The organism is Corynebacterium sp. UMB8791, from assembly GCF_054166365.1.
The window spans coordinates 1-22,032 of record NZ_JBSZCG010000105.1; the positions used below are offsets into that span (position 1 = coordinate 1).

A 22,032-nucleotide genomic window follows, 5' to 3' on the forward strand; every position below is an offset into this window, starting at 1 on the left:
ATGCCATATAGCGTTGGATTTGATCGGGATAAGTACATTGCGATGCAGTCGGAGCACATTTCGGCCCGGCGAAAAGCAATTGGGGGAAAGCTCTACCTAGAGATGGGTGGCAAGCTCTTCGACGACAATCATGCCTCCCGCGTTCTGCCGGGGTTTACGCCGGATAACAAGATTGCGATGTTGGACCGCATCAAGGATGAGGTCGAGATCGTGATCGCGTTTAACGCGGGTGACGTGGTGCGTCAGAAGATGCGGGCGGACCTCGGGATTTCTTACGAGGAGGACGTGTTGCGCCTCGTGGATGTGTTCCGGGAGCGCGGGTTCCTCGTCGAAAATGTGGTGGTGACCCAGCTGGAGGGTGAGAACCCGCTGGTGGAGGCGTTCATTGAGAGGCTGCAGCGTCTGGGGTTGACGGTGTCGCGCCACTACATGATTGCCGGGTACCCGCACGATACGCAGCGCATCGTGTCCGAGGAGGGCTTCGGCCGCAACGAGTACGTGGAGACGACCCGCGACCTGATCGTGATGACGGCGCCGGGCCCGGGCTCCGGCAAGCTGGCCACGTGCCTGAGCCAGATCTACCACGAGCACCGCCGCGGTATTAACGCTGGCTACGCCAAGTTTGAGACGTTCCCCATCTGGAACCTGCCGCTGTCGCACCCGGTGAACCTGGCCTACGAGGCCGCGACGGCCGACCTTGATGACGTCAACGTGATCGACCAATACCACCTGGATGCTTACGGGGAGACCGTCACCAGCTACAACCGTGATATTGAGGTGTTCCCGCTGCTCAAGGCGCTGCTGCGTGAGGTGACGGGGGAGGAGCCGTACCAGTCACCGACGGACATGGGTGTGAACATGGCCGGCTACTGCATCAGTGATGACGCCGCCTGCCGCCACGCCGCGAAGCAGGAGATCGTGCGCCGCTACTACAAGACGCTCGTGGACGAGCGCCGCGACGACTCCGACCACACCGTCTCCGACCGGATCCTGAACATCATGCGCAAGGCGGAGGTGACCCCGCAGGACCGCGTGGTGGTCGCTCCGGCCCTGGAGGTCGCACAAACCACCGGCTCGCCGGGCGCTGCGCTGGAGCTGCCGGACGGCACCATCGTGACCGGCAAGACCACGGACCTGTTGGGCCCGTCGGCGGCGGTGCTGCTCAACGCGCTGAAGGTGCTCGCGGGGATCGACGACTCCGTCCACCTCCTGTCGCCGGATTCCATCGAGCCGATCCAGACGCTGAAGACGCGCCACCTCGGGTCCGTGAACCCACGGTTGCATACTGATGAGGTGCTCATTGCGTTGTCGGTGTCGGCGTCGACAAGCAGTGATGCGGCGGCGGCGCTGGAGCAGCTGAAGAACCTGCGTGGCTGCGACGCGCACACCAGCACCATCCTCGGGTCCGTCGACGAGGGCATTTTCCGTAACCTGGGCGTGCTAGTGACCTCGGAGCCGAAGTACTGGAAGAAGGGCCTCTACCACAAGCGCTAAACTCGTGGGCATGACGAGCAAGATCCTCCTGTATTACAAGTTCCAGCCCATCGCGGACCCGGACGCGGTACGCCTCTGGCAGCGCGACCTCTGCGAGGGCCTGGGACTGACCGGCCGCATCCTGATCTCCAAGGACGGCATCAACGGCACCGTCGGCGGCGACATCAAGGCCTGCAAGACCTACGTGAAGAAGACGAAGGAGTATTTCCGGGGCATCGAGTTCAAGTGGTCTGAGGGCGGAGCGGAGGACTTCCCGAAGCTGTCGGTCAAGGCGCGCGATGAGATCGTGGCGTTCGGCGCGCCGGGCGAGCTGAAGGTCGACGAGCACGGTGTCGTCGGGGGCGGCACACACCTGAAGCCGGAGGAGGTCAACGAGTTGGTGGCCAACAACCCGGATGTTGTGTTTTTCGACGGCCGCAACGCCCGCGAGGCTGAGATCGGCAAGTTTAAGAACGCCGTGGTCCCGGACGTGGAAACCACCCACGACTTCATCAAGGAGCTGGAGAGCGGCAAGTACGACTGGATGAAGGACAAGCCAGTCATCTCTTATTGCACCGGCGGTATCCGCTGCGAGATCCTGTCCAGCCTGATGAAGAACCGCGGCTTCGAGGAGGTCTACCAGATCGACGGCGGCATCGTCCGCTACGGCGAGAAGTACGGCAACTCGGGCCTGTGGGAGGGCTCGCTGTACGTGTTTGATAAGCGGATGCACACTGAGTTCGGCCCGGAGAATGATCCGGATTACGTGCAGCTGGGCCACTGCGTGCACTGCGGGGCGCCGTCGAACATGTTCTATAACTGCGCGAACGAGCCGGAGTGCCGCCACCAGTACTTAAGCTGCGAGGCCTGCCGGGAGGAGAACCCGTACTGCGCTGATTGCGCTAGTGCGTCGCATCAAGCGCCAGCATCCCAATCGTGACCGTCAGCCACCACATGGTGAACGGCACGATGGGCAGCCAGAACACGCCCATCCAGGGGATCCAGCGCTCGTAGCGGTTGAGCTTGCGCACCATCAGCACCGCGCAGGTGAGCAGGCCCGCCACCGGCGGAATCGAGGTGACGACGGCCCACCACGTCCGCCACGACTCGGTGCACAGCCACGTCGCGTCCCCAGCCTCGCACAGGGGGCCGCCCTGCACGCGGGCGACGGCGGCGAGTGCCCACGCGAACAGCAGCGTGCCAAGCACCGTCACCACCGCAAGCGTGATCGCCTGCTTCGTCGACGCCTTGTTGCGCCGCGCGACCTCCAACGGGTCCGGCTCTAAGGCCAGCTCGTCGAAGCTGGCCGGTTCCGGCCGGACGCGGGAGAAGCGGTCCGCGCCGGAATGCAGATCGTTTTCGGGGTGGTCAAACACGTCAGCCATGGTTAGTGCTTCCCTCGTGGGTACACGATGACGGGCACGGGGGCGAAGCGGATGAACTCGCCCTCGCGGGTGCCAACGAACACGCGCTTGAGCGGGCCCGAGGACTTCGAGCCCAGGCACAAAATGTCGCCCTTCTTCCACTTCACCGAGTCGATGGCCTTCTTCCAACCCTTGCCGGTGGCGACGAAGGTGGAGACGTCGAGACGCTCGGTGTGCTCCGGCCCGAGGTGTTCCGCGACAGCAAACGCCGAGTCGCGTGCGCGGTCCAACAGGCCGAGCGCGGCCTCGTTCCACTCCATCTGGTCTTCCTGGTCGTCGAAACCGCCGCCCTCGCTGGGGGAAAACGCGATGATGCGCAGCGGGACGTCGAGAAGACAGGCGAGCGTGGTGGCGTACGCCAGGCCGGAGAAGCTCGGCTGCACCGCGCCAGAGTCGATGAGCGAGTAGGTGACGCGGGTGATGCCCTTCTTCGAAAGCTGCACGCCCTTCGGCGCCAGGCCCAGCGGAAGCGGGGAGGAGTGCATCATCTCGTCCGCGTCGGAGGTCGGCCGGAAGCGGCCCTTCGACGTCTTCGACTTCGAGCCGAGCAGCAAAATATCAGCCTCGAAACCGTCCGCCATCTCGAACAGGCACTCCGCGAGGCTGCCGCGCTCCAGCACCTGCGCCACCGGGTCCGCCCACTGCGAACGCGGCAACTCGTGCTTCAGCGCCTTCGTGGCCTTCTCGCTGATGGTGTCTCGCTGTTTCTGCAGCCACTTGTCGTACTTCTTCGACGACAGCGACTTCGTCCACGAACCCGACACCGACGCCGCAACCCGCACCGTCACGGGCAAGCTCCGCCCCAGCCAGGCGGCGAACTCGATCGCCTCCGAGTTGGAAGCATCCCAACCAACGAGCACTCGAAGTGGGCGCTCAGACTCAAAGGACTGGGCTAGTTCAGAAGAGAAAGATCGTGGCGCCATACCGACCTAGTGTATTAGCTTTCCGGGTTCGCGTAGACGTCTGCCAGGGTATTAATTGCCTCGGTGGCGGCGTCGAGCTGCTGCAGCGAGGCGTCATCAAGCGTGGCGAGCATATCCGCGAGGTACTGCGTGCGCTCCTTGCCCACTCGCCTCAGCTCGCGTTTGCCCTGGTCAGTCAGGTCGACGAGCACGCCGCGCCTGTCCTCCGCGGAGCGCGTGCGGTGCACTAGACCGCGCTTCTCCAGCTGGTTGATGGTGTTCGAGGCCGTCGGCATTCGCACGCCCTCTGACGTGGCGATATGGCTGATCCGGCTCGGCCCTTCCACCTCGAGGCGACGCAAGATCGAAAGCTGGGGGCCGGTGAGGTCGGAGCGTTCCGTATTTCGGAAATACGCGACATACAAACTCGTCATCGCCGGGCGAATACGCTGTGCCAACTCCAACGGGTCAGGACGATCAGCCATAAGGACCTGCCTTGTACAAAAGAGACGAACAAAACGTGCAACGCATCATTCTATACATAGGCGAAGGAAACTATGTTGTTGCGCTAGTATGGCGGCGATGTTCACCTACCAGCACGAAGTTTCGCACGAATGGCAACGCCGGGCGGCCCTTCGCGCCTATCACGCCGGGCACATTCCCAAAGAAGAGCTTTGCGACGCCGACTTTCTCCTCCGCGCAGCCGCAGAACATCACGGAGAGGCGTCGAAAAGAAACTGCCCAATTTGCGGCCGTGACATGCGAGAAGTGCGCTGGGTGTACAGCGAAAAGCTTGGACGTCGCACCGGCACCGCACGCAGCGAGGCCGAGATTGACACCCTCGTGGGTGAGGTCGGCCCAATCACCGTGCACAAGGTGGAAGTGTGCCCCCACTGCCACTGGAACCACTTGTTGCAAGAATGGACCGCCACTCCAGTGCGGTAAAAACGCCCGGTACGGGTAGTGTGTGCTGTAGCAATTCTGTAGGTGATCGTACAGGGACAATGTGTGACTAACGTAGACGAGAAAACCAAGACCCCATCCAAGTCCCGGTCGCGGACGGGCCAATGGGTCCTAGCCATGCTCCTGCTCGTGGTGTTGCTGGCCAGCATCCCAGCTGTGTGGTTTATCTGGAACTACCAGCGGGCGAACATTCCGGAGCCGCATGAGATCGAAACGGCGCAGATCTCAAACCTCTACTTTAACGACGGCAAAACCGACCTGGCTCGCATCGTGCCGCCGGAGGGCAACCGCGTTCAGATCCCGCTGGAGCAGGTGCCAGTTGACGTGCAAAACGCCGTCCTCGCTGCCGAGGACCGCGACTTCTGGGACAATTCCGGCTTCTCCTTCACCGGTTTCGGCCGCGCCGTGATCGGCCAGATTACCGGCAACGCATCAGCCGGTGGTGGCTCCACGATTACGCAGCAGTACGTGAAGAACGCCCTGGTCGGCAATGAGCACTCCTATGAGCGCAAGGCCAAAGAGCTCGTCTACTCCATCAAGATGACCCACTCTTGGACCAAGGAAGAAATCCTCAACGCCTACCTGAACACTGTCTACTTCGGGCGCAACGCATACGGCATCGAGGCTGCCGCGCACGCATTCTTCGACAAGCCGGCCAGCGAGCTGACGCTGGAGGAGGGCGGCGTGCTTGCGTCCTCCATCCAGCTGCCGAGCCAGCTTGACCCGTGGACCAACCCGGACGGTGCGAAGGCCCGCTGGAACTACGTGATGGATGGGCTCGTCGAGACGAACAAGCTCGACCCTGCGAAGCGCGCCGGGCTGCAGTACCCGGAGACCCGCGATCCGTCGACCTACTCCGCCTACACCGAGGCCAGCGGCCCGAACGGCCTGATTAAGAACCAGGTGATGACGGAGCTGGCCACCATTGGCATCTCCGAGTCGGACCTTACCAACCGTGGTTTGAAGATCACCACCACGATTGACCCGAACTCGCAGGCAGAGGTCGAGCGGATTTCCCGCGAACAGCTGTCTTACCTGCAGGATGACGCCCGCACCGGCGTCGTGGCCATCGACCCGAAGACGGGCGCAGTACGCGCCTACTACGGCGGCGACGACCCCTCCGGCTGGGACTACGCCAACGCAGGCCTGCAGACCGGTTCCACCTTCAAGATCTTCGCGCTGGCCGCGGCGCTGCAGCAGGGCATCCCGCTCAACGCGATGTACTCGGCAACCCCTGTGACGCTGCCAGGTGGCCACGTGGTGACGAACTGGGACGGCGGCGGCGCAGGCATGATCTCCATGCTGGATGCCACCCGCACCTCCTCGAACACCGCGTTCATGCGCATTCAGGATGACCTGGATAACACCACGCAGGACACCGCGGACATGGCGCACGCCCTCGGTGTGGCCCGCTCCATCCCAGGTATCCCGGTGACGCTGCGTGAGAACGGTGGCCAGCCCTACGAGGGCATCGTGCTGGGCCAGTACCAGTCCCGCGTGCTCGATATGGCTACGGCGGTGTCCACGTTGACGAACCGCGGCCTGGCGCACCCGACACACTTCGTGCAGCGCGTCACCGACGCCTACGGCGAGGTCCTCTACGAGTTCGACCCGGGCTACACGGAGCGCCGTGTTTCCCAGCAAGTCGCCGACAACGTGATTAAGGCGATGCAGTCCGTCGTCCCGTACTCCAACGCCGTGCTGGCAGGCGGTCGCCCGTCCGCCGCGAAGACCGGTACCGCCCAGTTTGGTAACACCGGCCTGAACAAGGATGCGTGGGCCGTCGGCTCGACGCCGCAGCTCGCCGTGGCCGTGTGGGTCGGTACCGCCGACAACACCTCGGCGATCTTCAACTCCTACGGCGGCATCATGTACGGCGCCGACACTCCAGGCCGGATCTGGAAGAACGTGCTGGACTCCCTCCTGCAGGGCCAGGACTTCGAGTACTTCCCTGAGGCATCCCCTGTGTACTGGGGCGTCAACCCCTACTCGGGCGGCGTGAACCTGGGCGGCTACTACGGTGGCTTCTCCGGTAATTCGACCACGGGTGCTCCGGCTGATGCGGCGTCGCCAAGCGCCGACGCCAACGCGCCGACGGGCGAGGCCGGACCTGGCCAGCCGGCGGCACCAGCCCCCGCACCGGCTCCGGCTCCGGCGCCAGCACCGGCGCCCGCGCCGCGGCCGGACCCGGTACAGGACGCAATCGACCAGGTTATAAACGATATCTTTGGATAACGGAGCAACGATGACAGCAACCACGTGGCCTGACCCGAAGGATCGCGTCCAGCCAGCCCTCACCGAACCCGCCGCCCGCGGTTGGGTTGAGTTCCTCGGCGGACCTATGGGGCGCTTTGCCCAAATTGGACGCTCTAAGTTCTGGACGCCGCTGCGCACCATTTTCGCGCTCGCCTACGTCTTCATCGGCCTCGGCGCGCTCTCAAAGTCAAACTGCGCGATGGGCAAGCTTGACGACGCCGGCGTGATGCAGGTCAACTGGGACGGCAACCGCCAGTACACCTCCTTTTGCTATAACGACATCCTGCCGCTGTACGGCGGCCGCGGCCTGGACCAGCCGGGCTTCGTCTACGACTTCTCCTGGGTTGAGGGCGACCTGACTCGCTACATGGAGTACCCGGTGCTCGCCGGCCTGTTCCAGCAGTTCTGCGCGTTCATCTCCCGCAACACCTACTTCGCAGTCTCGCGCATCCTGTCGGAGTCCGGTTGGTACTTCTACGTCACAGTGCTCATCCTGGCCGCCATCTGGGTGGTTACGGCGCGCATGGTGGCGGAGCTTGCCGGCAACCGAATCTGGGACACGCTGCTCGTTGTCGGTTCTCCGCTGCTAATCATGCACCTGTTCACTAACTGGGACATCCCCTCAATCTTTTTCGTGGTGGCGGCGATGCTCGCCGTGCGCAATAAGAAGTACTGGCTGGCAGGCGTGCTGATTGGCGCCGGTACCGCGTTCAAGTTGTGGCCGCTGTTTATCCTCGGCGCATACCTGGTGTTGGCCATCCGGAAGCGGAACTTCGTGCCCTTCCTCAAGATGGTTGCCACCACGGCTCTGACCTGGGTCGCGGTGAACCTGCCGGTGTACCTGCACAACCCGGAGGCATGGAACGAGTTCAACCGCCTGAACACCGACCGCGGCTGGGAGTGGACCACGATCTACGCCGTGATCAACCGCGTCTTCGGCTGGAGCGGATTCGACAGTGGCGAAGGCGCCCCCGTCATCCTGAACACGGTTACGCTGGTGCTCTTCCTCGCAGGCTGCGCAGCCGTCCTCGTGCTTGGCCTGAAGGCGCCGCGCACCCCGCGCGTCGCCGAACTGTTCGTGCTCATCGTCGGCTTCTTCCTCCTCTTCAACAAGGTGTGGAGCCCCCAGTACTCCATCTGGTTCATCGTTCCCGCTGTCCTTGCCCTGCCGTACTGGCGCCTGCTGCTGACCTGGATGACCGTGGACATGATGGTGTGGCCAGTGCTGATGTGGCACATGATGGGCGAGGACCAAAAGGGCGCCCCGGGCGCGCTGCTGGACACCGTCATCATCTCCCGCGACGCACTCATCATCGCCATCATGGTGCTGGTTATCCAGCAGATGTTTGGCAAGCGCGAGGATAAAGTTGCTGCCGCACACAACGGCCACGACCCGCTTCTGACTACCCCTGAAGATTGGAAGGAGCCAGCATGGGATCCGCAACAGTTACCGGAATCGCCTCAATCGCAGTCGGATTCGGTTTCATCGCCGCAGCGTTCGTAGCGACGAACCGTCAAGAAATCCCCCGCGCCGTCGGCTACGGGCTAGCCGCTTTTGTCTTCATCACCGTCATTCCGGTGATCCTCGCGGTCTTCGTAGCCGTGCCCAATCCGCAGTAGGGCGGAGGGGGCGTCGAGAAGTATTTTGCCCAGCGTAACGGGTGGGGTACGCTGGTGGGGTTGCTTGACGCAACGACCCTCCTGCCACCGCACAATGCGGCGGCCGAAAACATTCAAATCTAGACCATAGGAGGTGATGAGGTCCGTGCGTCACTACGAAGTAATGATCATCCTCGATCCACAGCAGGATGAACGCACCGTTGCCCCGTCCCTGGACAAGTTCCTCGAGATCGTCCGTAAGGAAAACGGCAAGGTAGAAAACGTTGATGTGTGGGGCAAGCAGCGTCTTGCGTACCCAATCAACAAGAAGGAAGAGGGCATCTACGCTGTCATCAATCTTGAATGCGCAGCAGATACCGTCCAAGAGCTCGATCGTGTGCTGAGCCTGAGCGAATCAGTGCTGCGCACCAAGGTTCTGCGAACCGACAAGTAAAGAACGGCTTTCGGAACCACGGAAACGAAGGAGTCAAAACAATGGCACAAGGCGATACACCGATCACCGTCGTCGGCAACCTGGTTGCGGACCCGGAACTGCGGTTTATTCCAAGTGGTGCAGCGGTAGCGAACTTCCGCATCGCTTCCACGCCACGCCAGTTCAACCGCGACACGAATCAGTGGGAAGACGGCGAGGCCCTGTTTTTGACCTGTAACTGCTGGCGTCAGATGGCGGAGAACGTCGCGGAGTCCCTCACCAAGGGTATGCGCGTTATCGTCAACGGTCGCCTGAAGCAGCGCTCCTACCAGACCCGCGAGGGCGAAAACCGCACCGTGTTTGAGGTCGAAGTTGATGAGGTAGGCCCGTCCCTGAAGTATGCCACCGCGAACGTGCAGCGCACGCCACGCGAGGGCAACTCGGGCTACGGTCGCCCACAGCAGCAACAGCAACAGCAGCAGCCTCAGAACATGGGTGGGTTTGGTCAGGCACCGCAGCAGCCTGCACAGCAACAGCAGCAGGCACAGCAGTCGCAGCCGCAAAACGATCCGTGGAATTCGGCTCCACCTGCCGGTGGATTCGGCGGGATGGACGACGAGCCCCCGTTCTAAGCATTTCCCACACATAAGCATTTTCAACTCAAGGAAGGTTAGGATTCATGAAACTGATCCTCACCGCTGCCGTTGATAACCTTGGCGAGGCAGGCGAGATCGTCGAGGTCAAGGGCGGCTATGGCCGTAACTTCCTGCTCCCACGTGGCCTGGCTATCCCAGCCACCCGCGGTGCAGAGAAGCAGATCCGTGATATTCAGCGTGTACAGAAGGAGCGCGAGGTCCGCGACTTGGACCACGCAAAGGAGCTGCGTGATCAGCTCGACCAGCTGACCGGCGTGAAGGTGCCAGTGCGTACCTCCGAGAAGGGCAAGCTGTTCGGCTCCGTCAAGCCTGGCGACATCGCAGCAGCTGTCAAGGCAGCCGGCGGTCCATCCCTGGACAAGCGCCGCATCAATGTACCGAAGGGCCTTGTTACCAAGACCGGTGGATACCAGGTCAAGGTGAACCTCCACGACAGCGTGGAAGGCAAAGTGAACTTCGAGGTCGTTAGCAAATAACGACGATTACCGATAGGTAGTCCAACGACAACAGCTTGAGAACGGGTCCCGCTTGTGAGGAGCGGGGCCCGTTTTCGTTTGCCTGCCTGCGCTTGTGGATAACTCTCCACAGCGAGGCGGTGTGCCCCTCATGTGACGGTGTATTTAGCGCACCGAAGGCGCCTAGTCAAACCGGCTGGTAGCGGGTTATCCACCGGGGGTGCCAATGGGTACCGTCTTGAATAAAAGTGGTGTGACCTGCGAAGATGTCGCTGTAGCGCGCGCTATCGATGGCTTTTCCACACACTCTCCACACGTTGTGCACATCCCCTGTGGATAGACCCCAGGCACAATAGAAAACTATTCACAGCCCCTGTGGATAACTCAACTGGCGGTACGTGAATGTCTGGGGAATCCGGTACGCTGTTGTGCAACACGAAAGGGTAAAGGGTGCTGCATGGCTGAGAACTCGAGTGCCGCGAGCTTCGACGATTTTGACGACGACTACGTTCCACCACCGGAGCCTCCGGAGTCCTCGGTGCCACCGGAGCCACGCCAGTGGGACGGCGGATCGTCGAACTTTAACCGGGGTCGCAAGGACCTGAAGGAGTACCGCCAGCCCCCGCACGACGAGCGCGCGGAGCGTTCCGTGCTTGGCGCCATGCTGCTCAACCAGGACGTCATCACTGACGTTTCGGACGCGTTGCGCCCGGAAGACTTCTACTTCCCAGCGAACCAGCTCGTGTACAGGACGATCACGGACTTGTACGCGCACGGCTCGGACATCGACGCTGTGGTCGTCGCGGGCCAGCTCGACCGCAATAACGAGCTCGAGCGGGTCGGCGGCGCGCCGTACCTGCACACGCTGATCTCTGAGGTGCCGACGGCCGCAAACGCCCGCTACTACGCGGAGATCGTCGAAGAGAAGTCGATCCTTCGCCAGCTGGTCAACGCGGGTACGCACGTGGTGCAGCTCGGCTACGAGGGTGAGGACGGCATGGAGATCGACGCCGTCGTCGACCGCGCGCAGCAGGAGCTTTTCCAAATTTCGCGCAAGAACGCCGGCGAGGACTACAAGGTGCTCGGTGACCTGCTGCAGGACACCGTCGACGAGCTGGCCGCCATCGCGCAGGGCGGTGGCCTGGAGCAGGGCGTGCCCACCGGCTTCATTGACCTGGACAAGCTCACCAACGGTCTGCACGCAGGGCAGATGATCATCATCGCGGCGCGCCCGGGCGTCGGTAAGTCGACGCTGGCGCTCGACTTCATGCGCTCCTGCTCAATCCAGCAGGGCAAGACCTCAGTGATTTTCTCGCTCGAAATGAGCGCGTCCGAAATCATCATGCGCATGCTTTCGGCCGAAACAGAGATCAAGCTGTCCTCGATGCGCTCGGGGCAGATGGGGGAGCAGGACTGGGAGAAGCTCACCCGTCGGCTCGAGGAGATCCAGGACGCCCCACTCTTTATCGACGACTCCCCCAACCTCACCATGATGGAGATCCGCTCTAAGGCGCGCCGGTTGAAGCAGCAGCAGGGCCTCGACCTGATCGTGCTGGACTACCTGCAGCTGATGAGCTCCGGCAAGCGAGTGGAGTCGCGCCAGCAGGAGGTCTCCGAGTTCTCCCGTAACCTGAAGCTGTTGGCGAAGGAGCTCGAGGTACCAGTGATCGCGATTTCGCAGCTCAACCGTGGCCCCGAGGCCCGCACGGACAAGAAACCGCAGCTCGCTGACCTCCGCGAATCCGGCTCCCTGGAGCAGGACGCCGATATGGTCTTCCTGCTCTACCGCCCGGACTCGCAGGACCGCGACGACGAGCGCGCCGGCGAAGCCGACATCATCGTGGCGAAGCACCGCGGCGGGCCAATCGACACGATTCCGGTTGCGCACCAGCTGCACTACTCGCGCTTCGTGAACATGGCGCACGGCTAATTCTGCACCCGTCCGGGGGTGGACAGCCAAGGCTGCCCTTGCTTAGGGTTGGCTCGCCATGCATGACACGCTGCGCGTTTCTGGCTAGCATTGTGGCCTAACACAGTTACGAACGAAGGAAAAGTCACAATGTCTGTCCGAATGATGCACGACGCACCGTCCGCGTGCGCCCACACGGTGGCCCAATTAGAGGAACGTATTACCGTCGCGAAGAACCAGGATTCGACGATGCTGCTGAACCTCCCCCGCAGCATCGACGAGCTGGCCGCCACCTCCCAGCCGAGCGGTGTCCTGCACCGCCTCCGCGGCCTGTTTAGCGCGTAGCGCGGAAGCGGCGTAGCCGCAGCGAGTTCGTCACCACGAACACGGATGAAAATGCCATCGCTATGCCTGCGAGCAGGGGGTTGAGCAGCCCGATGGCTGCCACGGGGATGAGCACCACGTTGTAAGCAAAGGCCCAGAACAGGTTGCCTTTGATGGTGCGCAGCGTCGCGCGCGACAGGCGGATGCCGTCGGCGGCGCTGACCAGCGAGTTATTCATCAGGGTGATGTCGGAGGCCTCGATGGCCACGTCGGTTCCCGCACCCATCGCCATGCCAAGGTCGGCCTGCGCGAGCGCCGCGGCGTCGTTCACGCCGTCACCGATCATCGCCACGCGTTTGCCCGCGTCCTGCAGGCTGCGCACCAGTTCGACTTTGTCGGCGGGGAGTACGCCGGCGGTGACGTTGGCGGCGTCGATACCCACTTCCTTCGCCACGGCGAGCGCGGTCGCGCGGTTGTCGCCCGTGAGCAGGTGCGGCTCGAGCCCCAGCTCCTTCAGCTTTTCGACGCCCACCCGGGAGTCTTCCTTCACGGCGTCGCGCACCGCAATAACCCCTTCAAGCACGCCGTCGACCTCGACGGCGACCACGGTCGCGCCAGTCGCCTCCATGGACTCAAAGTCGTCCCGGTATTCGCCGAGGTCAACCGTTGGGCGCCCCACCCGGACGTGCTTGCCGTCAACGGTCGCGCTGGCGCCGATGCCGGGCTCGTTCCGGAAGTCGGTGACGGACTCGGTGCGAGCGTCCTGGACGTAAGCGGTGATGGCACGGGCGATCGGGTGCTCCGAGTGCGCCTCCACGGCGGCGGCGAGTGCGAGGGCGTCGCTGCTGCCATTCGCGTCAACCACGGTCATTTCGCCGGTGGTGACGGTCCCGGTCTTGTCCATCACGATAGTGTCCACCTGGCGGGTGGATTCCAGGATCTCCGGGCCGCGGATCAGCAAGCCCAGCTCGGCGCCGCGCCCGGTACCCACCAGGATGGCGGTCGGGGTGGCCAGGCCGAGCGCGCACGGGCACGCGATGATCAGCACCGCCACCGCCGCCGTAAACGCGGCAGCCACGCTGTAGTCCAACAGGAGGTGCACCACCAGGGATACCGCCGAGATAGCGATCACGGTCGGGACGAAGATCTGCGCGATCCTGTCTACCAGCCGCTCTACCGGCGCTTTGCCTGCCTGCGCGTCCTTGACCAGTTGACCCATCTGTGCGAGCGTCGTGTCCGAACCAACGCGTGTTGCTTGCACAAGCAGTCGGCCGTGCGTGTTCAGGGTCGCGCCCGTGACGTCGTCGCCTTCCTTGACGTCGACAGGAACAGACTCGCCGGTGAGCATTGAGGCGTCGATCGCCGAGCGTCCCTCGACCACCGTGCCGTCCGTCGCGACCTTCTCGCCTGGGCGCACCACGAACGTGTCGCCGACCTTCACGTCGGCGATCGGCACGCGCGTTTCCACGCCGTCGCGCAGCACAGTCGCATCCTTCGCGCCCATGTGCAGCAAGTTGCGTAACGCCTCGGAGCTGCGCCCCTTCGCGCGGTGCTCAAACCAGCGCCCAAGCAGCAAGAACGTGATGACGACGCACACCGTCTCCAGATAGACTTCGTCCATCCCGGCAGAGTTCGGCGTCAGGCTCATGTGCATTCTCATGCCCGGTTCGCCCGCGTTGCCGAAGAACAGTGCATAGATCGACCACCCGTAGGCGGCCGTGGTGCCCATGGAAATCAGCGTATCCATGGTCATGCTGCCGTGACGCAAGTTCAACAGGGCATTGCGGTGGAACAGCGACCCTGCCGAGAAATACACCAGGGTCGTGGCAGCAAACGCCGCCCACTGCCAGTACGTGAACTGTAACGCCGGAATCATCGACACCAGCATCACCGGCAGCGACACCACCGCGGACCACACGATGGTCCACAAGAGGGTGTCGCGCTCGGGTTCGGAGGGGGCGTCGGCAAGCGGCTCGTCGGCGTCGGTGAACGTGAACGCATCGTAGCCCGCGTTCCGAATCGTTTTGATCAACGCATCAGGGTCAGCGAGCGCCGGATCGTACTCGACGGATGCGGTTTCCGTCGAAAAGTTTACCGACGCCTCGACCCCCTCCATCTTGTTCAGCTTCCGCTGCACCCGGGACGAGCACGACGTACACGTCATGCCCGAAACGCCGAGTTCTATCTGTGCATTCGACATTAGAGCAGCTTGAACCCCGCTTCCTCAACCGCCTTATCGACGTCCTCCCTGCTCACCTCTGCGCCCTCAACCACAACCTTGCCGGTTGTGTGGTCAGCGTTCACCGAGGTCACGCCTGGGATCTCCCCGACCTCTTCCTGGATGCTGAGCTCGCAGTGCCCACAGCTCATGCCCTCAACCTGGAATGTTTGCGTTGCCATAATATTTCCTTCCTTCCTGCGGGAATCGCCCCGCACTTGTTAGTGTTGCATTGATAGCTGCCAATCTAACAAAAAACGAAAAGGAGCTACCTAATGGCCACAACCGACCTCACTGAGGAAACATTCCAGGAAACCGTTCTCGGAGAGGGCATTGTCATCGTCGACTGCTGGGCGTCCTGGTGCGGCCCCTGCCGCCAGTTCGCGCCTGTTTACGAAAAGGTCTCCGAGAAGCACCCGGATGTGACCTTCGCGAAGCTCAACACCGAGGAATACCAGCAAGTAGCGGTCGCCCTGGATATCCAGGCAATCCCGACGCTCATGGTGTTCCGCGACGGAATCATGGTCTACCGCGAAGCCGGTGCCCTGCCGGAATCCGCATTCAACGACCTCGTCGAACAGGTCAAAGCACTCGACATGGACGAGGTCCGCCGCCAGGTCGAGGCCCAAAACGCGCAGGAGGGACAGTAATGGCAAACCCATTCGTAAAGGGCTGGAAGTACCTGATGCAGTCCTTCGACACCAAGATCGACGAAAACGCCGACCCGAAGGTGCAAATCCAGCAGGCCGTCGCCGCCGCTAAGAAGCAGCACCAAGAAATCACTGAGCACGCAGCCGCCATCATTGGCAACCGCAACCAGCTCAGCATGAAACTGGACCGCCTGCTGAAGTCCCAGCAGGACCTTGAGGCGAAGACCAAAACCGCCCTCCAAACAAACGACGACGCCGCCGCAGAGGTCATCGCCACCCAACTGGTGTCCGTCGAGCAGGAACTCGAGCAAACCAAGCAGGCCTACGCCTCCGCCGAGCAAGCCGCGCAGGAAGCCCAAGCGAAGCAGAAGGAATCAGAGGCGCGCCTGCAGGAGCAGCTCGCCCAGGTCTCCCAGCTGGAGTCCCAGCTTGACCAGGCGAAAATGCAAGAGCAGACCACCGCAACCATGGACTCCATGAACCAGTTCGGTGGCAACGACAACGTCCCGACCCTCGACGGCGTCCGGGACAAGATCGAACGCCGCTACTCCCAGGCGCTCGGCGAGCAGGAGCTGGCCAAGTCCTCCATGACCGACCGCATGGCCGAAATCGAGTCCGCTGGCAGCGATGTCGCCGCCAGCGCCCGCCTGGATCAGATCCGCGCTGAGCTTTCCGGCGGCAAGTCCTCCTCATCCTCATCCGAGGCTCCGAAGGAAATCGAGGACAACAAGGACTAGGAAAACCTCAGCGCCGCAAACTGTAGTAACAGGATTGTAGTAATCCCCGAAAATACGTTCGAAATGGGGATTACTACAATCCTGTTGCTCACATTTAGAAAAACCGCAGCGCACAACGCAAAAAGAACGCCCCTGCCCGACCTGAATGTGTCGGACAGGGGCCTTGCTGTCTCGAAAGTGTGTTAGCTTTCGCGGCGAATATTGATGAGTACGCCCCGGATGCCGGAGTGGAAGCCGTCGCGAAGGTTGACGCGCTGGGTTTCCGTCAGGGTGTATTCGTGCAGGGTTTCGCAGGCGAACTGGAGCAGTGGCCTATCGATCTCCGGTGGTAGCCCCCCGCCGGAAAGCATGTGGGCCTTGTCGCGCTGCTCGCTGGAGGCGGCGTTCTCGAACCACCAGGCTGCGTACTGTTGTCCCACGTCGTAGGGGGTTTGGAAGCCGGAGGACGTCCAGACTTCTTCCGGAAGCGGCACGTAGCGCGAGCGGAGTTTGCGGCGCGGTGCCATCATCGACGGCTTCGGTGCCGGTTTGGGGGCCGGTACGTCGTCGGTATCCTCGTCGGAGATGGTTTCCGGCTTCGGGTCCTCGGCAGGTGTTGCAGGCTCTGCCGACTTGACCGGTGTCGGTGGTTCCGTGAGGACCGGGCCAGGCTTTGGGCCGGGCTTCGGCATATCGGCAGGCGATGGGGTCGGCGGGGCCGCCGGGGTAACTGGGGTTTCCGTGGCCGGTGGATCGACCGGCTCGTCTGAAGCGGGATCCTCAGCAGCAGGCTCCTCCGGCGCAGCGAGTGGGTCGGGTCCCAGGCCGGGTACTTCGGTGGGGCCTTGGTTGTCTTCGACGGGTTCGGCGTCGGCGATCGGGCGTTCCCGGATGCTTGGTGGGAGGGGCCCTTCGAGGACGCGGAGTTGCATGGAGTCTGCGAAGTCTTCGCGTGGGTCGAGGATGGTGGTGGTGTCGCAGGCGTGGCGGAGGGCGGAGGACATGGAGTCCCAGCCGAATCCGTAGAGGTGGACGCGTACGCCGTTGTTGGTGGCTTCTTCGACGCCTGGGATCATGTCGGCGTCGCCGGAGACAAGGACGAAGTCGCTGAACTGGCCACGCGTAGCGTTGATCACCAGGTCTGCGACGAGTCGGGTGTCGACGCCTTTCTGTGTGCGTCGTTCACCCCATTCGATGAGTTGCCCGGTGCGGAGTTGGACCCCGTCGCAGGAGCGCAGGGCGCGCTGGTAGCGGTGGGGTCCGGAGTCGGGGATGCCGTCGTACCACATTTGACGGTGGATGGGTTGGTGGAGTTGGTGGCTGATCATGACTCCGAGGTTGGCGACTACCTCGGGTAAGTCGATTTCTAATTGTGCTCGCGCGCCGATTTCCCATGAGTTGTAAAAGCTCGCCAGTAGGTAAGAAGTGTCGACGAACACCAGTGTGCGTTCAAGCATGGCTCCTAAATTCCGATTCTTTATTGTCGTTAAATTCTTTTCATCACAAGGCTACATATGTTTGTGTGCCTACTCATGCTAGTAGTTCAAGAAATTTCGTAGGGGTCCTTGCGAGCTACCTGACCACAGTTCTATAGTTAGTTAGTGCAGTAACTAACCAACGAGCTCGAAGGGAGAAATGGTGGTTGGGGATTCAGAGCCACTCTTCGTGCAGATCGCGAAGTTGGTGGAGGACCTCATCGTCGACGGGACACTGAAGTCGGGCGAGCGGGCACCGTCGACAAACGAGCTCGCAGCCTTCCACAACATCAACCCCGCGACAGCGCGCAAGGGCCTCGGTTTACTTGTCGACGCCCAGGTCCTCGAGAAGCGCCGCGGCCTCGGGATGTTCGTCACCCCGGACGCGCGCGAACGGATCCTGGAAACCCGCCGGGAAGCGTTCCCGGGTACGTTCGTCGCCCCTCTTATCGACGAAGCCGTCCGCGTCGGCCTGAGCCGCGACGACTTGATCGACCTTGTACATCGAGTAGCAGAAAGTAGAGGAATGTATCAATGAACGCCATGATTATCCGCGCCGATGGGCTAGAGAAGCACTTTGGTAAGAAGCACGTCCTCAACGGGGTGGCCTTCGACCTGCCGTCTGGTGGTATTCACGGGCTGCTGGGGCGAAATGGCGTCGGTAAGTCGACGTTGTTGCAGATCGTCGCGGGCCAACTGAAATCCTCCGGTGGCGCCGTCGAGGTGTTCAGCCTGGCACCGTTCGATAATGCTGCGGTGATGGACCGCGTCGCGCTCACCGGCGTCGACGTCGGCTACCCGGCGAGCTGGAGCGGCAAGGACATCCTGAAAGGCGCGCAGCTGCGGTACCCGAACTGGGACGATGGGCTCGCGCGCCGCCTCATCGACGACTTCGACCTCGGCGAGGCGCTCGGCGCCGCGTACAACAAGATGTCGCGGGGCCAGCGCGCGATGGTGGGCAACATTATCGGCATCGCGTCCGGCGCCGAGCTCACGCTTCTCGACGAGCCCTACGTCGGCCTCGATGTCCACAACACCAACGTGTTCTATCGCCACCTCCTCGACGTGGCCGAGGACGGACGCACGTTCGTGATGGCCACGCACCATATCGAAGAGGCGTCGAAAATTCTGAGCAGCGCCCTGGTGCTGGGCCGCGACGGCAAGGTCAGCGCGCACGTGACCGCCGATGATGCCGACGCCCACGCCGAGCGCCTCGACCTGAGCAACCCCCTGCGACCTGTCGATTTCGGCGACGTCATCGAGCACCTCCTGGAGGTGAGCTAAATGCAGACCTTTGTCCGCCCCGGCTTCTTCCGCGCCCAAATGTTCGCAGGCTCCAAATGGCGCTTCTGGATGACACTCTTCGGCCTGCTCATGGGCGCAGCGACCATCTTTGCCGACTGGTTGGGCAGCGTCCCGCTGGTCATTACAGCCGCGACATTCTCCTCGCTCCTCCTCTACGCGACCTTCATCCCCGAATCGGACGTTTTTCGCTCCTATGGGATGAACCGCAAGCGCGCCCTCGCGTACAAGCGCCGCGCCGCCCTCGTGGTCTGGGCCGTACTTTGCATCCCGACGCTGATCGTGAGCCCATCGCTGTACGGCCTGCTCGCCATCGCACTGGTCACCGGCTGGCTTGCCCTATACGTAGCTGACGACTCCACCACCGGCGAAGAACTCAACTCTTCCGACAACGGTTCGGCCATCATGGGGCTGCGTCTGGACCAGCCCCTCATCTTCCAACTCTTCTGGAAGCAGCCGCTTCTCCTGGCCGCTGCCCTCGGTCTCGTCTCGATTGCCATGCAGCTCCTGTTCCAGCGCTTTGTCGACAAAGAGTGGGTCTCGTTCGTGGCGACCGTCCCTGACCTGTTCCTGTTCGGCGCTTTCGCGGTAATCTACTCGTGGGGCGCGGCTTCCCCGGCTACTGCTCGCGCGTACGGAATCCCCCGGCGCACGTGGGGTCTGCATGGGCTGGGTGCAGTGGTGGTGTCCGCCGGGATCTACGTAGCGCTGCGTTCCCTTCCCACACTTTTCGACGCCCACACCCTCACCACCGCACCTGTCTGGGCGACGTTCATCTTGGTCCTCACCGGACTTGCGATGCCGTTGGCATGGGGGCGCAACCAGCTAGTGACGTTCATGGCCGTCATGATCCTCTGGCAGTTCATCCGCGACCCAGAGCCCTTGGCCTGGACGCTGCCAGTAGTTGGATGCGCATTGCTGGTGGCACTCGCGACGCTCACGCTGTACGTCGCGGGACGTGTAAACGGAGCCCAAAAGAACCCTGATATGAAGTTATAAAAATGCTGTCTGAACTGGCGATTTGTGTTGTTGTTGGTGTGTGTGTAACTTTATGTGAGTCAGCGAGACCGACAACGCCCCGCCAGACAGACTCGGTAAAGAGTTGGTTGGTGAGATGGCGGTTAGGAAAACTACCGCTGGCCGACATAATGAAATAGGTTCTGTGATGCGGCGCGTGTAGCGGGGGAATATCGTGTGGGGGCATGGGTGTGGACCTCCTTCGGGTTCTGGCCCACAACCAGCCTGCCACCTAGGGGAAAACAAGGAATTTGGTGTCACTCGGCCCGATGCAGTGACAAATCACGCAGCTAGCAAAAGGTAGCCCTTTTCTGACCTGCAAATATGAATATCTGCACCAAATTAGTGTGCGTCTTTTGTCACTCGCCGTCAGGCCTGCGCACCTTTTCCTGCCTAAAAAATCCGCGCCCTGGGCAAACGCGCCGGGCCGTGCGCGGAACTTTGCAAAGTCTGTCAGGACCAATTTCTGACTAGGCACGATGCCGACCGCTGACAAAGTCCGCCGGAATCTGTCAGCCCGGCCCTACCCCGACTCACAGCAGCGCAAACCCCTTGACCCCAACGGGGGCCGTGATAGTGTTGACGAGGAGTTGTCCCCGAGGGAAGGAGTAGGCCGTGCTCATGTTCCGTGTTTCCGCCTAACACGAAACAGAAAGTTGAATGAGCATGCCTATTACCCTGAATAACGTCTCCCTCGAGTGGCCTAACGGAACCTCGTGCTTCTCGGACTTAAATGCCATATTCTCAAGTCACCTCACCGGCCTGATCGGCGATAACGGTTCCGGAAAAACGACTCTGATCAGGATCATTCTCGGCGAGCTACAGCCGAGCACTGGTTCGGTCGAACGCCCGTCGAAAATCGCTTACCTACCTCAGGATCTTGGACTGCAACCGGGCACTACGGTTTCAGACATTTTTGGGGTCACCGAAATCATCGAGGCAATCAACGCCGTCGAAGGTGGCCAGTTCAATCCCGAATTGTTCGAGCTCATTGGCGACCGGTGGGATGCTGCTGAAGAGACTCAGGCTGTGTTGTCAGCTCATGGACTCGAGCTCAACTTGGACAGGTCACTGTCTACTATGTCCGGTGGAGAGGCTGTTCGTGTTGCACTAGCTGCGCTCATGGCTGACAACCCCGATTTCATCGTGATGGACGAGCCCACGAACAACCTCGATGCGGAAGCGAAAGCCCAGCTGATCCGTTCTCTTTCCAAATCCACTGTTCCTGCGATTGTGGTGAGCCATGATCGCGACTTATTGGATTCCGTGGACGAAATTGCAGAACTTCACGACGGGAAGCTACGTCTTTTCCTCGGCAACTACTCTGCCTACCGCGAAACTCTGGCCAACGAACAGGACGCAGCGATGCGGGAGGTGCGGGACAAGAAGGCAATTCACAGTAGGCAGGTTCGGGAGCGTGAGGCAATGCAAACTCGCATTGCTCGGGACGCTCGTCGCGGAAAGAAGTTCGCGGTTAACAAACGCAAACCTGGCATGGCGATGGGGCTGGACAAGGATCGCTCTGAGAAAACTGCTGCTCGGCGTGGTGCGGCTCATGCCGAGTCTGTGGAGTCGTCTCTCGCTGCGTATCGTCACGCGCAAGACAAGGTTCGCGACGATCAACATGTGTTCATTGAGCTTCCCGGTACGGCGCTTCCGAACGGAACCCGTGTTATGGAAATCCCAGGGCTCACTGTTGTGGGCCCCGAGCGTGTCCGGATCACTGGGCCGAACGGCAGCGGAAAGACGACCCTGCTCAACTCTGTTGCAGACGGTAGCGCGGGGTATGTGATTAGGAATGTGGGGTACCTCCGGCAACGCATTGTTCTTGACCCTAATCAGACAGTCTTGGAGTTGGTCTCGGAGGCCAACGCTTCTGCTGACCCGCAGTATATTAGGGACCAACTCGCGCAACTGTTGTTTCAGAATGAGACTGTGCACGCGCCTATTGGAACGCTTTCGGGTGGTGAGCGTTTCCGCGTTGAGTTTGCCCGTGTTCTTCTTTCGTCGCCTGCTCCGCAGCTATTGCTTCTCGACGAGCCCACCAACAACATCGATATCTCAACCGTGAACTGGCTTGTTTCCGCTCTTGAGAGTTATGCAGGTGCGGTTCTTCTCGTCAGTCACGACGAAGACTTCTGTGAGCGTATGAACCTTGACAGGGAAGTTTCCATCGATGATCTGACCTGATGCCTCCAGGCATCCTCCCGCCAGAAAAGCGAAACCGGGAACTTTCTTGCGTCTCCGGACAGCCGACCTG

23 protein-coding genes are annotated in these 22,032 nt (G+C 61.7%); 17 read left to right on the plus strand and 6 right to left on the minus strand.

All coding sequences use genetic code 11. The features are described 5' to 3' along the window. Together ACXIUA_RS04145 and trhO are read left to right on the plus strand one after the other, a co-directional pair. Positions 1–1,494, plus strand: coding sequence for a DUF1846 domain-containing protein (locus ACXIUA_RS04145; protein WP_457976197.1), 1,494 nt, complete (start codon positions 1–3; stop codon positions 1,492–1,494). 10 nt (positions 1,495–1,504) lie between these two features. Next, a complete protein-coding gene (trhO, locus tag ACXIUA_RS04150; protein WP_070975355.1) occupies positions 1,505–2,413 on the plus strand; it encodes an oxygen-dependent tRNA uridine(34) hydroxylase TrhO in 909 nt (302 codons plus the stop codon). Here trhO and ACXIUA_RS04155 read toward each other — a convergent pair. Genes ACXIUA_RS04155 through ACXIUA_RS04165 form a run of 3 tightly spaced genes read right to left on the minus strand, consistent with a single transcriptional unit; the run spans position 2,376 to position 4,284 of the window. Further along, positions 2,376–2,858 (minus strand): hypothetical protein, encoded by a 483-nt coding sequence (locus tag ACXIUA_RS04155; RefSeq protein ID WP_070478589.1) that lies wholly within the window; start codon positions 2,856–2,858, stop codon positions 2,376–2,378. The genes trhO and ACXIUA_RS04155 overlap by 38 nt on opposite strands. 2 nt (positions 2,859–2,860) lie before the next feature. Continuing rightward, positions 2,861–3,820, minus strand: coding sequence for a universal stress protein (locus ACXIUA_RS04160; RefSeq protein ID WP_071573823.1), 960 nt, complete (start codon positions 3,818–3,820; stop codon positions 2,861–2,863). A 14-nt stretch (positions 3,821–3,834) separates the two neighbouring features. Beyond that, positions 3,835–4,284: a MarR family winged helix-turn-helix transcriptional regulator gene (locus tag ACXIUA_RS04165; protein WP_070361721.1), complete on the minus strand. Its 450-nt coding sequence runs from the start codon at positions 4,282–4,284 to the stop codon at positions 3,835–3,837. A 97-nt stretch (positions 4,285–4,381) separates the two neighbouring features. On the opposite strand from ACXIUA_RS04165, the gene ACXIUA_RS04170 reads away from it, so the two are divergent. The 9 genes from ACXIUA_RS04170 (at position 4,382) to ACXIUA_RS04210 (ending at position 12,415) form a co-directional block, all read left to right on the plus strand. Further along, the gene (locus ACXIUA_RS04170; RefSeq protein WP_070478730.1) at positions 4,382–4,744 is read left to right on the plus strand and encodes a DUF5318 family protein; all 363 of its coding nucleotides are present in this window, start codon (positions 4,382–4,384) and stop codon (positions 4,742–4,744) included. A 63-nt stretch (positions 4,745–4,807) separates the two neighbouring features. Further along, the gene (locus tag ACXIUA_RS04175) at positions 4,808–6,997 is read left to right on the plus strand and encodes a transglycosylase domain-containing protein (RefSeq protein WP_457976198.1); all 2,190 of its coding nucleotides are present in this window, start codon (positions 4,808–4,810) and stop codon (positions 6,995–6,997) included. 10 nt (positions 6,998–7,007) lie between these two features. Continuing rightward, entirely contained in the window at positions 7,008–8,522 is a 1,515-nt protein-coding gene (locus ACXIUA_RS04180; protein WP_457976199.1) for a glycosyltransferase family 87 protein, read from the plus strand. Beyond that, the gene (locus tag ACXIUA_RS04185; RefSeq protein ID WP_071573826.1) at positions 8,450–8,638 is read left to right on the plus strand and encodes a hypothetical protein; all 189 of its coding nucleotides are present in this window, start codon (positions 8,450–8,452) and stop codon (positions 8,636–8,638) included. The genes ACXIUA_RS04180 and ACXIUA_RS04185 overlap by 73 nt, the downstream gene beginning before the upstream one ends. A gap of 136 nt (positions 8,639–8,774) precedes the next feature. Further along, positions 8,775–9,071, plus strand: coding sequence for a 30S ribosomal protein S6 (rpsF, locus tag ACXIUA_RS04190; RefSeq protein WP_070361725.1), 297 nt, complete (start codon positions 8,775–8,777; stop codon positions 9,069–9,071). Between the two features lie 41 nt (positions 9,072–9,112). Next, on the plus strand, positions 9,113–9,682 hold the full coding sequence (locus tag ACXIUA_RS04195; RefSeq protein WP_070361726.1) for a single-stranded DNA-binding protein: 570 nt from the start codon (positions 9,113–9,115) through the stop codon (positions 9,680–9,682). 47 nt (positions 9,683–9,729) lie between these two features. Further along, the gene (gene rplI, locus ACXIUA_RS04200) at positions 9,730–10,182 is read left to right on the plus strand and encodes a 50S ribosomal protein L9 (RefSeq protein WP_070361727.1); all 453 of its coding nucleotides are present in this window, start codon (positions 9,730–9,732) and stop codon (positions 10,180–10,182) included. A 436-nt stretch (positions 10,183–10,618) separates the two neighbouring features. After that, a complete protein-coding gene (dnaB, locus tag ACXIUA_RS04205; protein ID WP_288857708.1) occupies positions 10,619–12,091 on the plus strand; it encodes a replicative DNA helicase in 1,473 nt (490 codons plus the stop codon). A gap of 129 nt (positions 12,092–12,220) precedes the next feature. Then, complete coding sequence (locus ACXIUA_RS04210) at positions 12,221–12,415, plus strand: hypothetical protein (RefSeq protein WP_070361729.1); 195 nt, start codon at positions 12,221–12,223, stop codon at positions 12,413–12,415. Here the strand turns inward: ACXIUA_RS04210 and ACXIUA_RS04215 are convergent. Together ACXIUA_RS04215 and ACXIUA_RS04220 are read right to left on the minus strand one after the other, a co-directional pair. Continuing rightward, a complete protein-coding gene (locus tag ACXIUA_RS04215) occupies positions 12,405–14,594 on the minus strand; it encodes a heavy metal translocating P-type ATPase (protein WP_457976200.1) in 2,190 nt (729 codons plus the stop codon). The genes ACXIUA_RS04210 and ACXIUA_RS04215 overlap by 11 nt on opposite strands. Further along, a complete protein-coding gene (locus ACXIUA_RS04220; protein WP_071565750.1) occupies positions 14,594–14,794 on the minus strand; it encodes a heavy-metal-associated domain-containing protein in 201 nt (66 codons plus the stop codon). The genes ACXIUA_RS04215 and ACXIUA_RS04220 overlap by 1 nt, the downstream gene beginning before the upstream one ends. A 93-nt stretch (positions 14,795–14,887) precedes the next feature. On the opposite strand from ACXIUA_RS04220, the gene trxA reads away from it, so the two are divergent. Both trxA and ACXIUA_RS04230 read left to right on the plus strand, forming a co-directional pair. Next, positions 14,888–15,262: a thioredoxin gene (trxA, locus tag ACXIUA_RS04225; protein WP_070975350.1), complete on the plus strand. Its 375-nt coding sequence runs from the start codon at positions 14,888–14,890 to the stop codon at positions 15,260–15,262. After that, positions 15,262–15,999 carry a PspA/IM30 family protein gene (locus ACXIUA_RS04230; RefSeq protein WP_457976201.1) on the plus strand — a complete coding sequence of 246 codons (738 nt, stop codon included), beginning with the start codon at positions 15,262–15,264 and terminating at the stop codon, positions 15,997–15,999. Before trxA ends, ACXIUA_RS04230 begins: the two co-directional genes overlap by 1 nt. Positions 16,000–16,181: 182 nt before the next feature. Here the strand turns inward: ACXIUA_RS04230 and ACXIUA_RS04235 are convergent, their stop codons facing one another. Continuing rightward, entirely contained in the window at positions 16,182–17,435 is a 1,254-nt protein-coding gene (locus ACXIUA_RS04235) for an NYN domain-containing protein (RefSeq protein ID WP_070975348.1), read from the minus strand. Between the two features lie 178 nt (positions 17,436–17,613). On the opposite strand from ACXIUA_RS04235, the gene ACXIUA_RS04240 reads away from it, so the two are divergent. The 4 genes from ACXIUA_RS04240 (at position 17,614) to ACXIUA_RS04255 (ending at position 21,962) form a co-directional block, all read left to right on the plus strand. After that, a complete protein-coding gene (locus tag ACXIUA_RS04240; RefSeq protein ID WP_070361735.1) occupies positions 17,614–17,991 on the plus strand; it encodes a GntR family transcriptional regulator in 378 nt (125 codons plus the stop codon). Then, positions 17,988–18,737 carry an ATP-binding cassette domain-containing protein gene (locus ACXIUA_RS04245; protein ID WP_457976202.1) on the plus strand — a complete coding sequence of 250 codons (750 nt, stop codon included), beginning with the start codon at positions 17,988–17,990 and terminating at the stop codon, positions 18,735–18,737. The genes ACXIUA_RS04240 and ACXIUA_RS04245 overlap by 4 nt, the downstream gene beginning before the upstream one ends. Next, positions 18,738–19,754, plus strand: a complete 1,017-nt coding sequence (locus tag ACXIUA_RS04250; RefSeq protein WP_070478609.1) for a hypothetical protein — start codon at positions 18,738–18,740, stop codon at positions 19,752–19,754. It abuts the gene before it with no gap. 684 nt (positions 19,755–20,438) lie between these two features. Next, the gene (locus ACXIUA_RS04255; protein WP_457976203.1) at positions 20,439–21,962 is read left to right on the plus strand and encodes an ABC-F family ATP-binding cassette domain-containing protein; all 1,524 of its coding nucleotides are present in this window, start codon (positions 20,439–20,441) and stop codon (positions 21,960–21,962) included. Positions 21,963–22,032 lie beyond the last annotated feature (70 nt).

Excerpts from the sequence above, each read along its gene's own strand:
- ACXIUA_RS04145 (WP_457976197.1), top strand. The coding sequence starts at position 1 with ATGCCATATAGCGTTGGATTTGATCGGGATAAGTACATTGCGATGCAG.
- trhO (WP_070975355.1), top strand. The coding sequence starts at position 1,505 with ATGACGAGCAAGATCCTCCTGTATTACAAGTTCCAGCCCATCGCGGAC.
- ACXIUA_RS04155 (WP_070478589.1), bottom strand. The coding sequence starts at position 2,858 with ATGGCTGACGTGTTTGACCACCCCGAAAACGATCTGCATTCCGGCGCG.
- ACXIUA_RS04160 (WP_071573823.1), bottom strand. The coding sequence starts at position 3,820 with ATGGCGCCACGATCTTTCTCTTCTGAACTAGCCCAGTCCTTTGAGTCT.
- ACXIUA_RS04165 (WP_070361721.1), bottom strand. The coding sequence starts at position 4,284 with ATGGCTGATCGTCCTGACCCGTTGGAGTTGGCACAGCGTATTCGCCCG.
- ACXIUA_RS04170 (WP_070478730.1), top strand. The coding sequence starts at position 4,382 with ATGTTCACCTACCAGCACGAAGTTTCGCACGAATGGCAACGCCGGGCG.
- ACXIUA_RS04180 (WP_457976199.1), top strand. The coding sequence starts at position 7,008 with ATGACAGCAACCACGTGGCCTGACCCGAAGGATCGCGTCCAGCCAGCC.
- ACXIUA_RS04185 (WP_071573826.1), top strand. The coding sequence starts at position 8,450 with ATGGGATCCGCAACAGTTACCGGAATCGCCTCAATCGCAGTCGGATTC.
- rpsF (WP_070361725.1), top strand. The coding sequence starts at position 8,775 with ATGAGGTCCGTGCGTCACTACGAAGTAATGATCATCCTCGATCCACAG.
- ACXIUA_RS04195 (WP_070361726.1), top strand. The coding sequence starts at position 9,113 with ATGGCACAAGGCGATACACCGATCACCGTCGTCGGCAACCTGGTTGCG.
- rplI (WP_070361727.1), top strand. The coding sequence starts at position 9,730 with ATGAAACTGATCCTCACCGCTGCCGTTGATAACCTTGGCGAGGCAGGC.
- dnaB (WP_288857708.1), top strand. The coding sequence starts at position 10,619 with ATGGCTGAGAACTCGAGTGCCGCGAGCTTCGACGATTTTGACGACGAC.
- ACXIUA_RS04210 (WP_070361729.1), top strand. The coding sequence starts at position 12,221 with ATGTCTGTCCGAATGATGCACGACGCACCGTCCGCGTGCGCCCACACG.
- ACXIUA_RS04215 (WP_457976200.1), bottom strand. The coding sequence starts at position 14,594 with ATGTCGAATGCACAGATAGAACTCGGCGTTTCGGGCATGACGTGTACG.
- ACXIUA_RS04220 (WP_071565750.1), bottom strand. The coding sequence starts at position 14,794 with ATGGCAACGCAAACATTCCAGGTTGAGGGCATGAGCTGTGGGCACTGC.
- trxA (WP_070975350.1), top strand. The coding sequence starts at position 14,888 with ATGGCCACAACCGACCTCACTGAGGAAACATTCCAGGAAACCGTTCTC.
- ACXIUA_RS04230 (WP_457976201.1), top strand. The coding sequence starts at position 15,262 with ATGGCAAACCCATTCGTAAAGGGCTGGAAGTACCTGATGCAGTCCTTC.
- ACXIUA_RS04235 (WP_070975348.1), bottom strand. The coding sequence starts at position 17,435 with ATGCTTGAACGCACACTGGTGTTCGTCGACACTTCTTACCTACTGGCG.
- ACXIUA_RS04240 (WP_070361735.1), top strand. The coding sequence starts at position 17,614 with ATGGTGGTTGGGGATTCAGAGCCACTCTTCGTGCAGATCGCGAAGTTG.
- ACXIUA_RS04245 (WP_457976202.1), top strand. The coding sequence starts at position 17,988 with ATGAACGCCATGATTATCCGCGCCGATGGGCTAGAGAAGCACTTTGGT.
- ACXIUA_RS04250 (WP_070478609.1), top strand. The coding sequence starts at position 18,738 with ATGCAGACCTTTGTCCGCCCCGGCTTCTTCCGCGCCCAAATGTTCGCA.
- ACXIUA_RS04255 (WP_457976203.1), top strand. The coding sequence starts at position 20,439 with ATGCCTATTACCCTGAATAACGTCTCCCTCGAGTGGCCTAACGGAACC.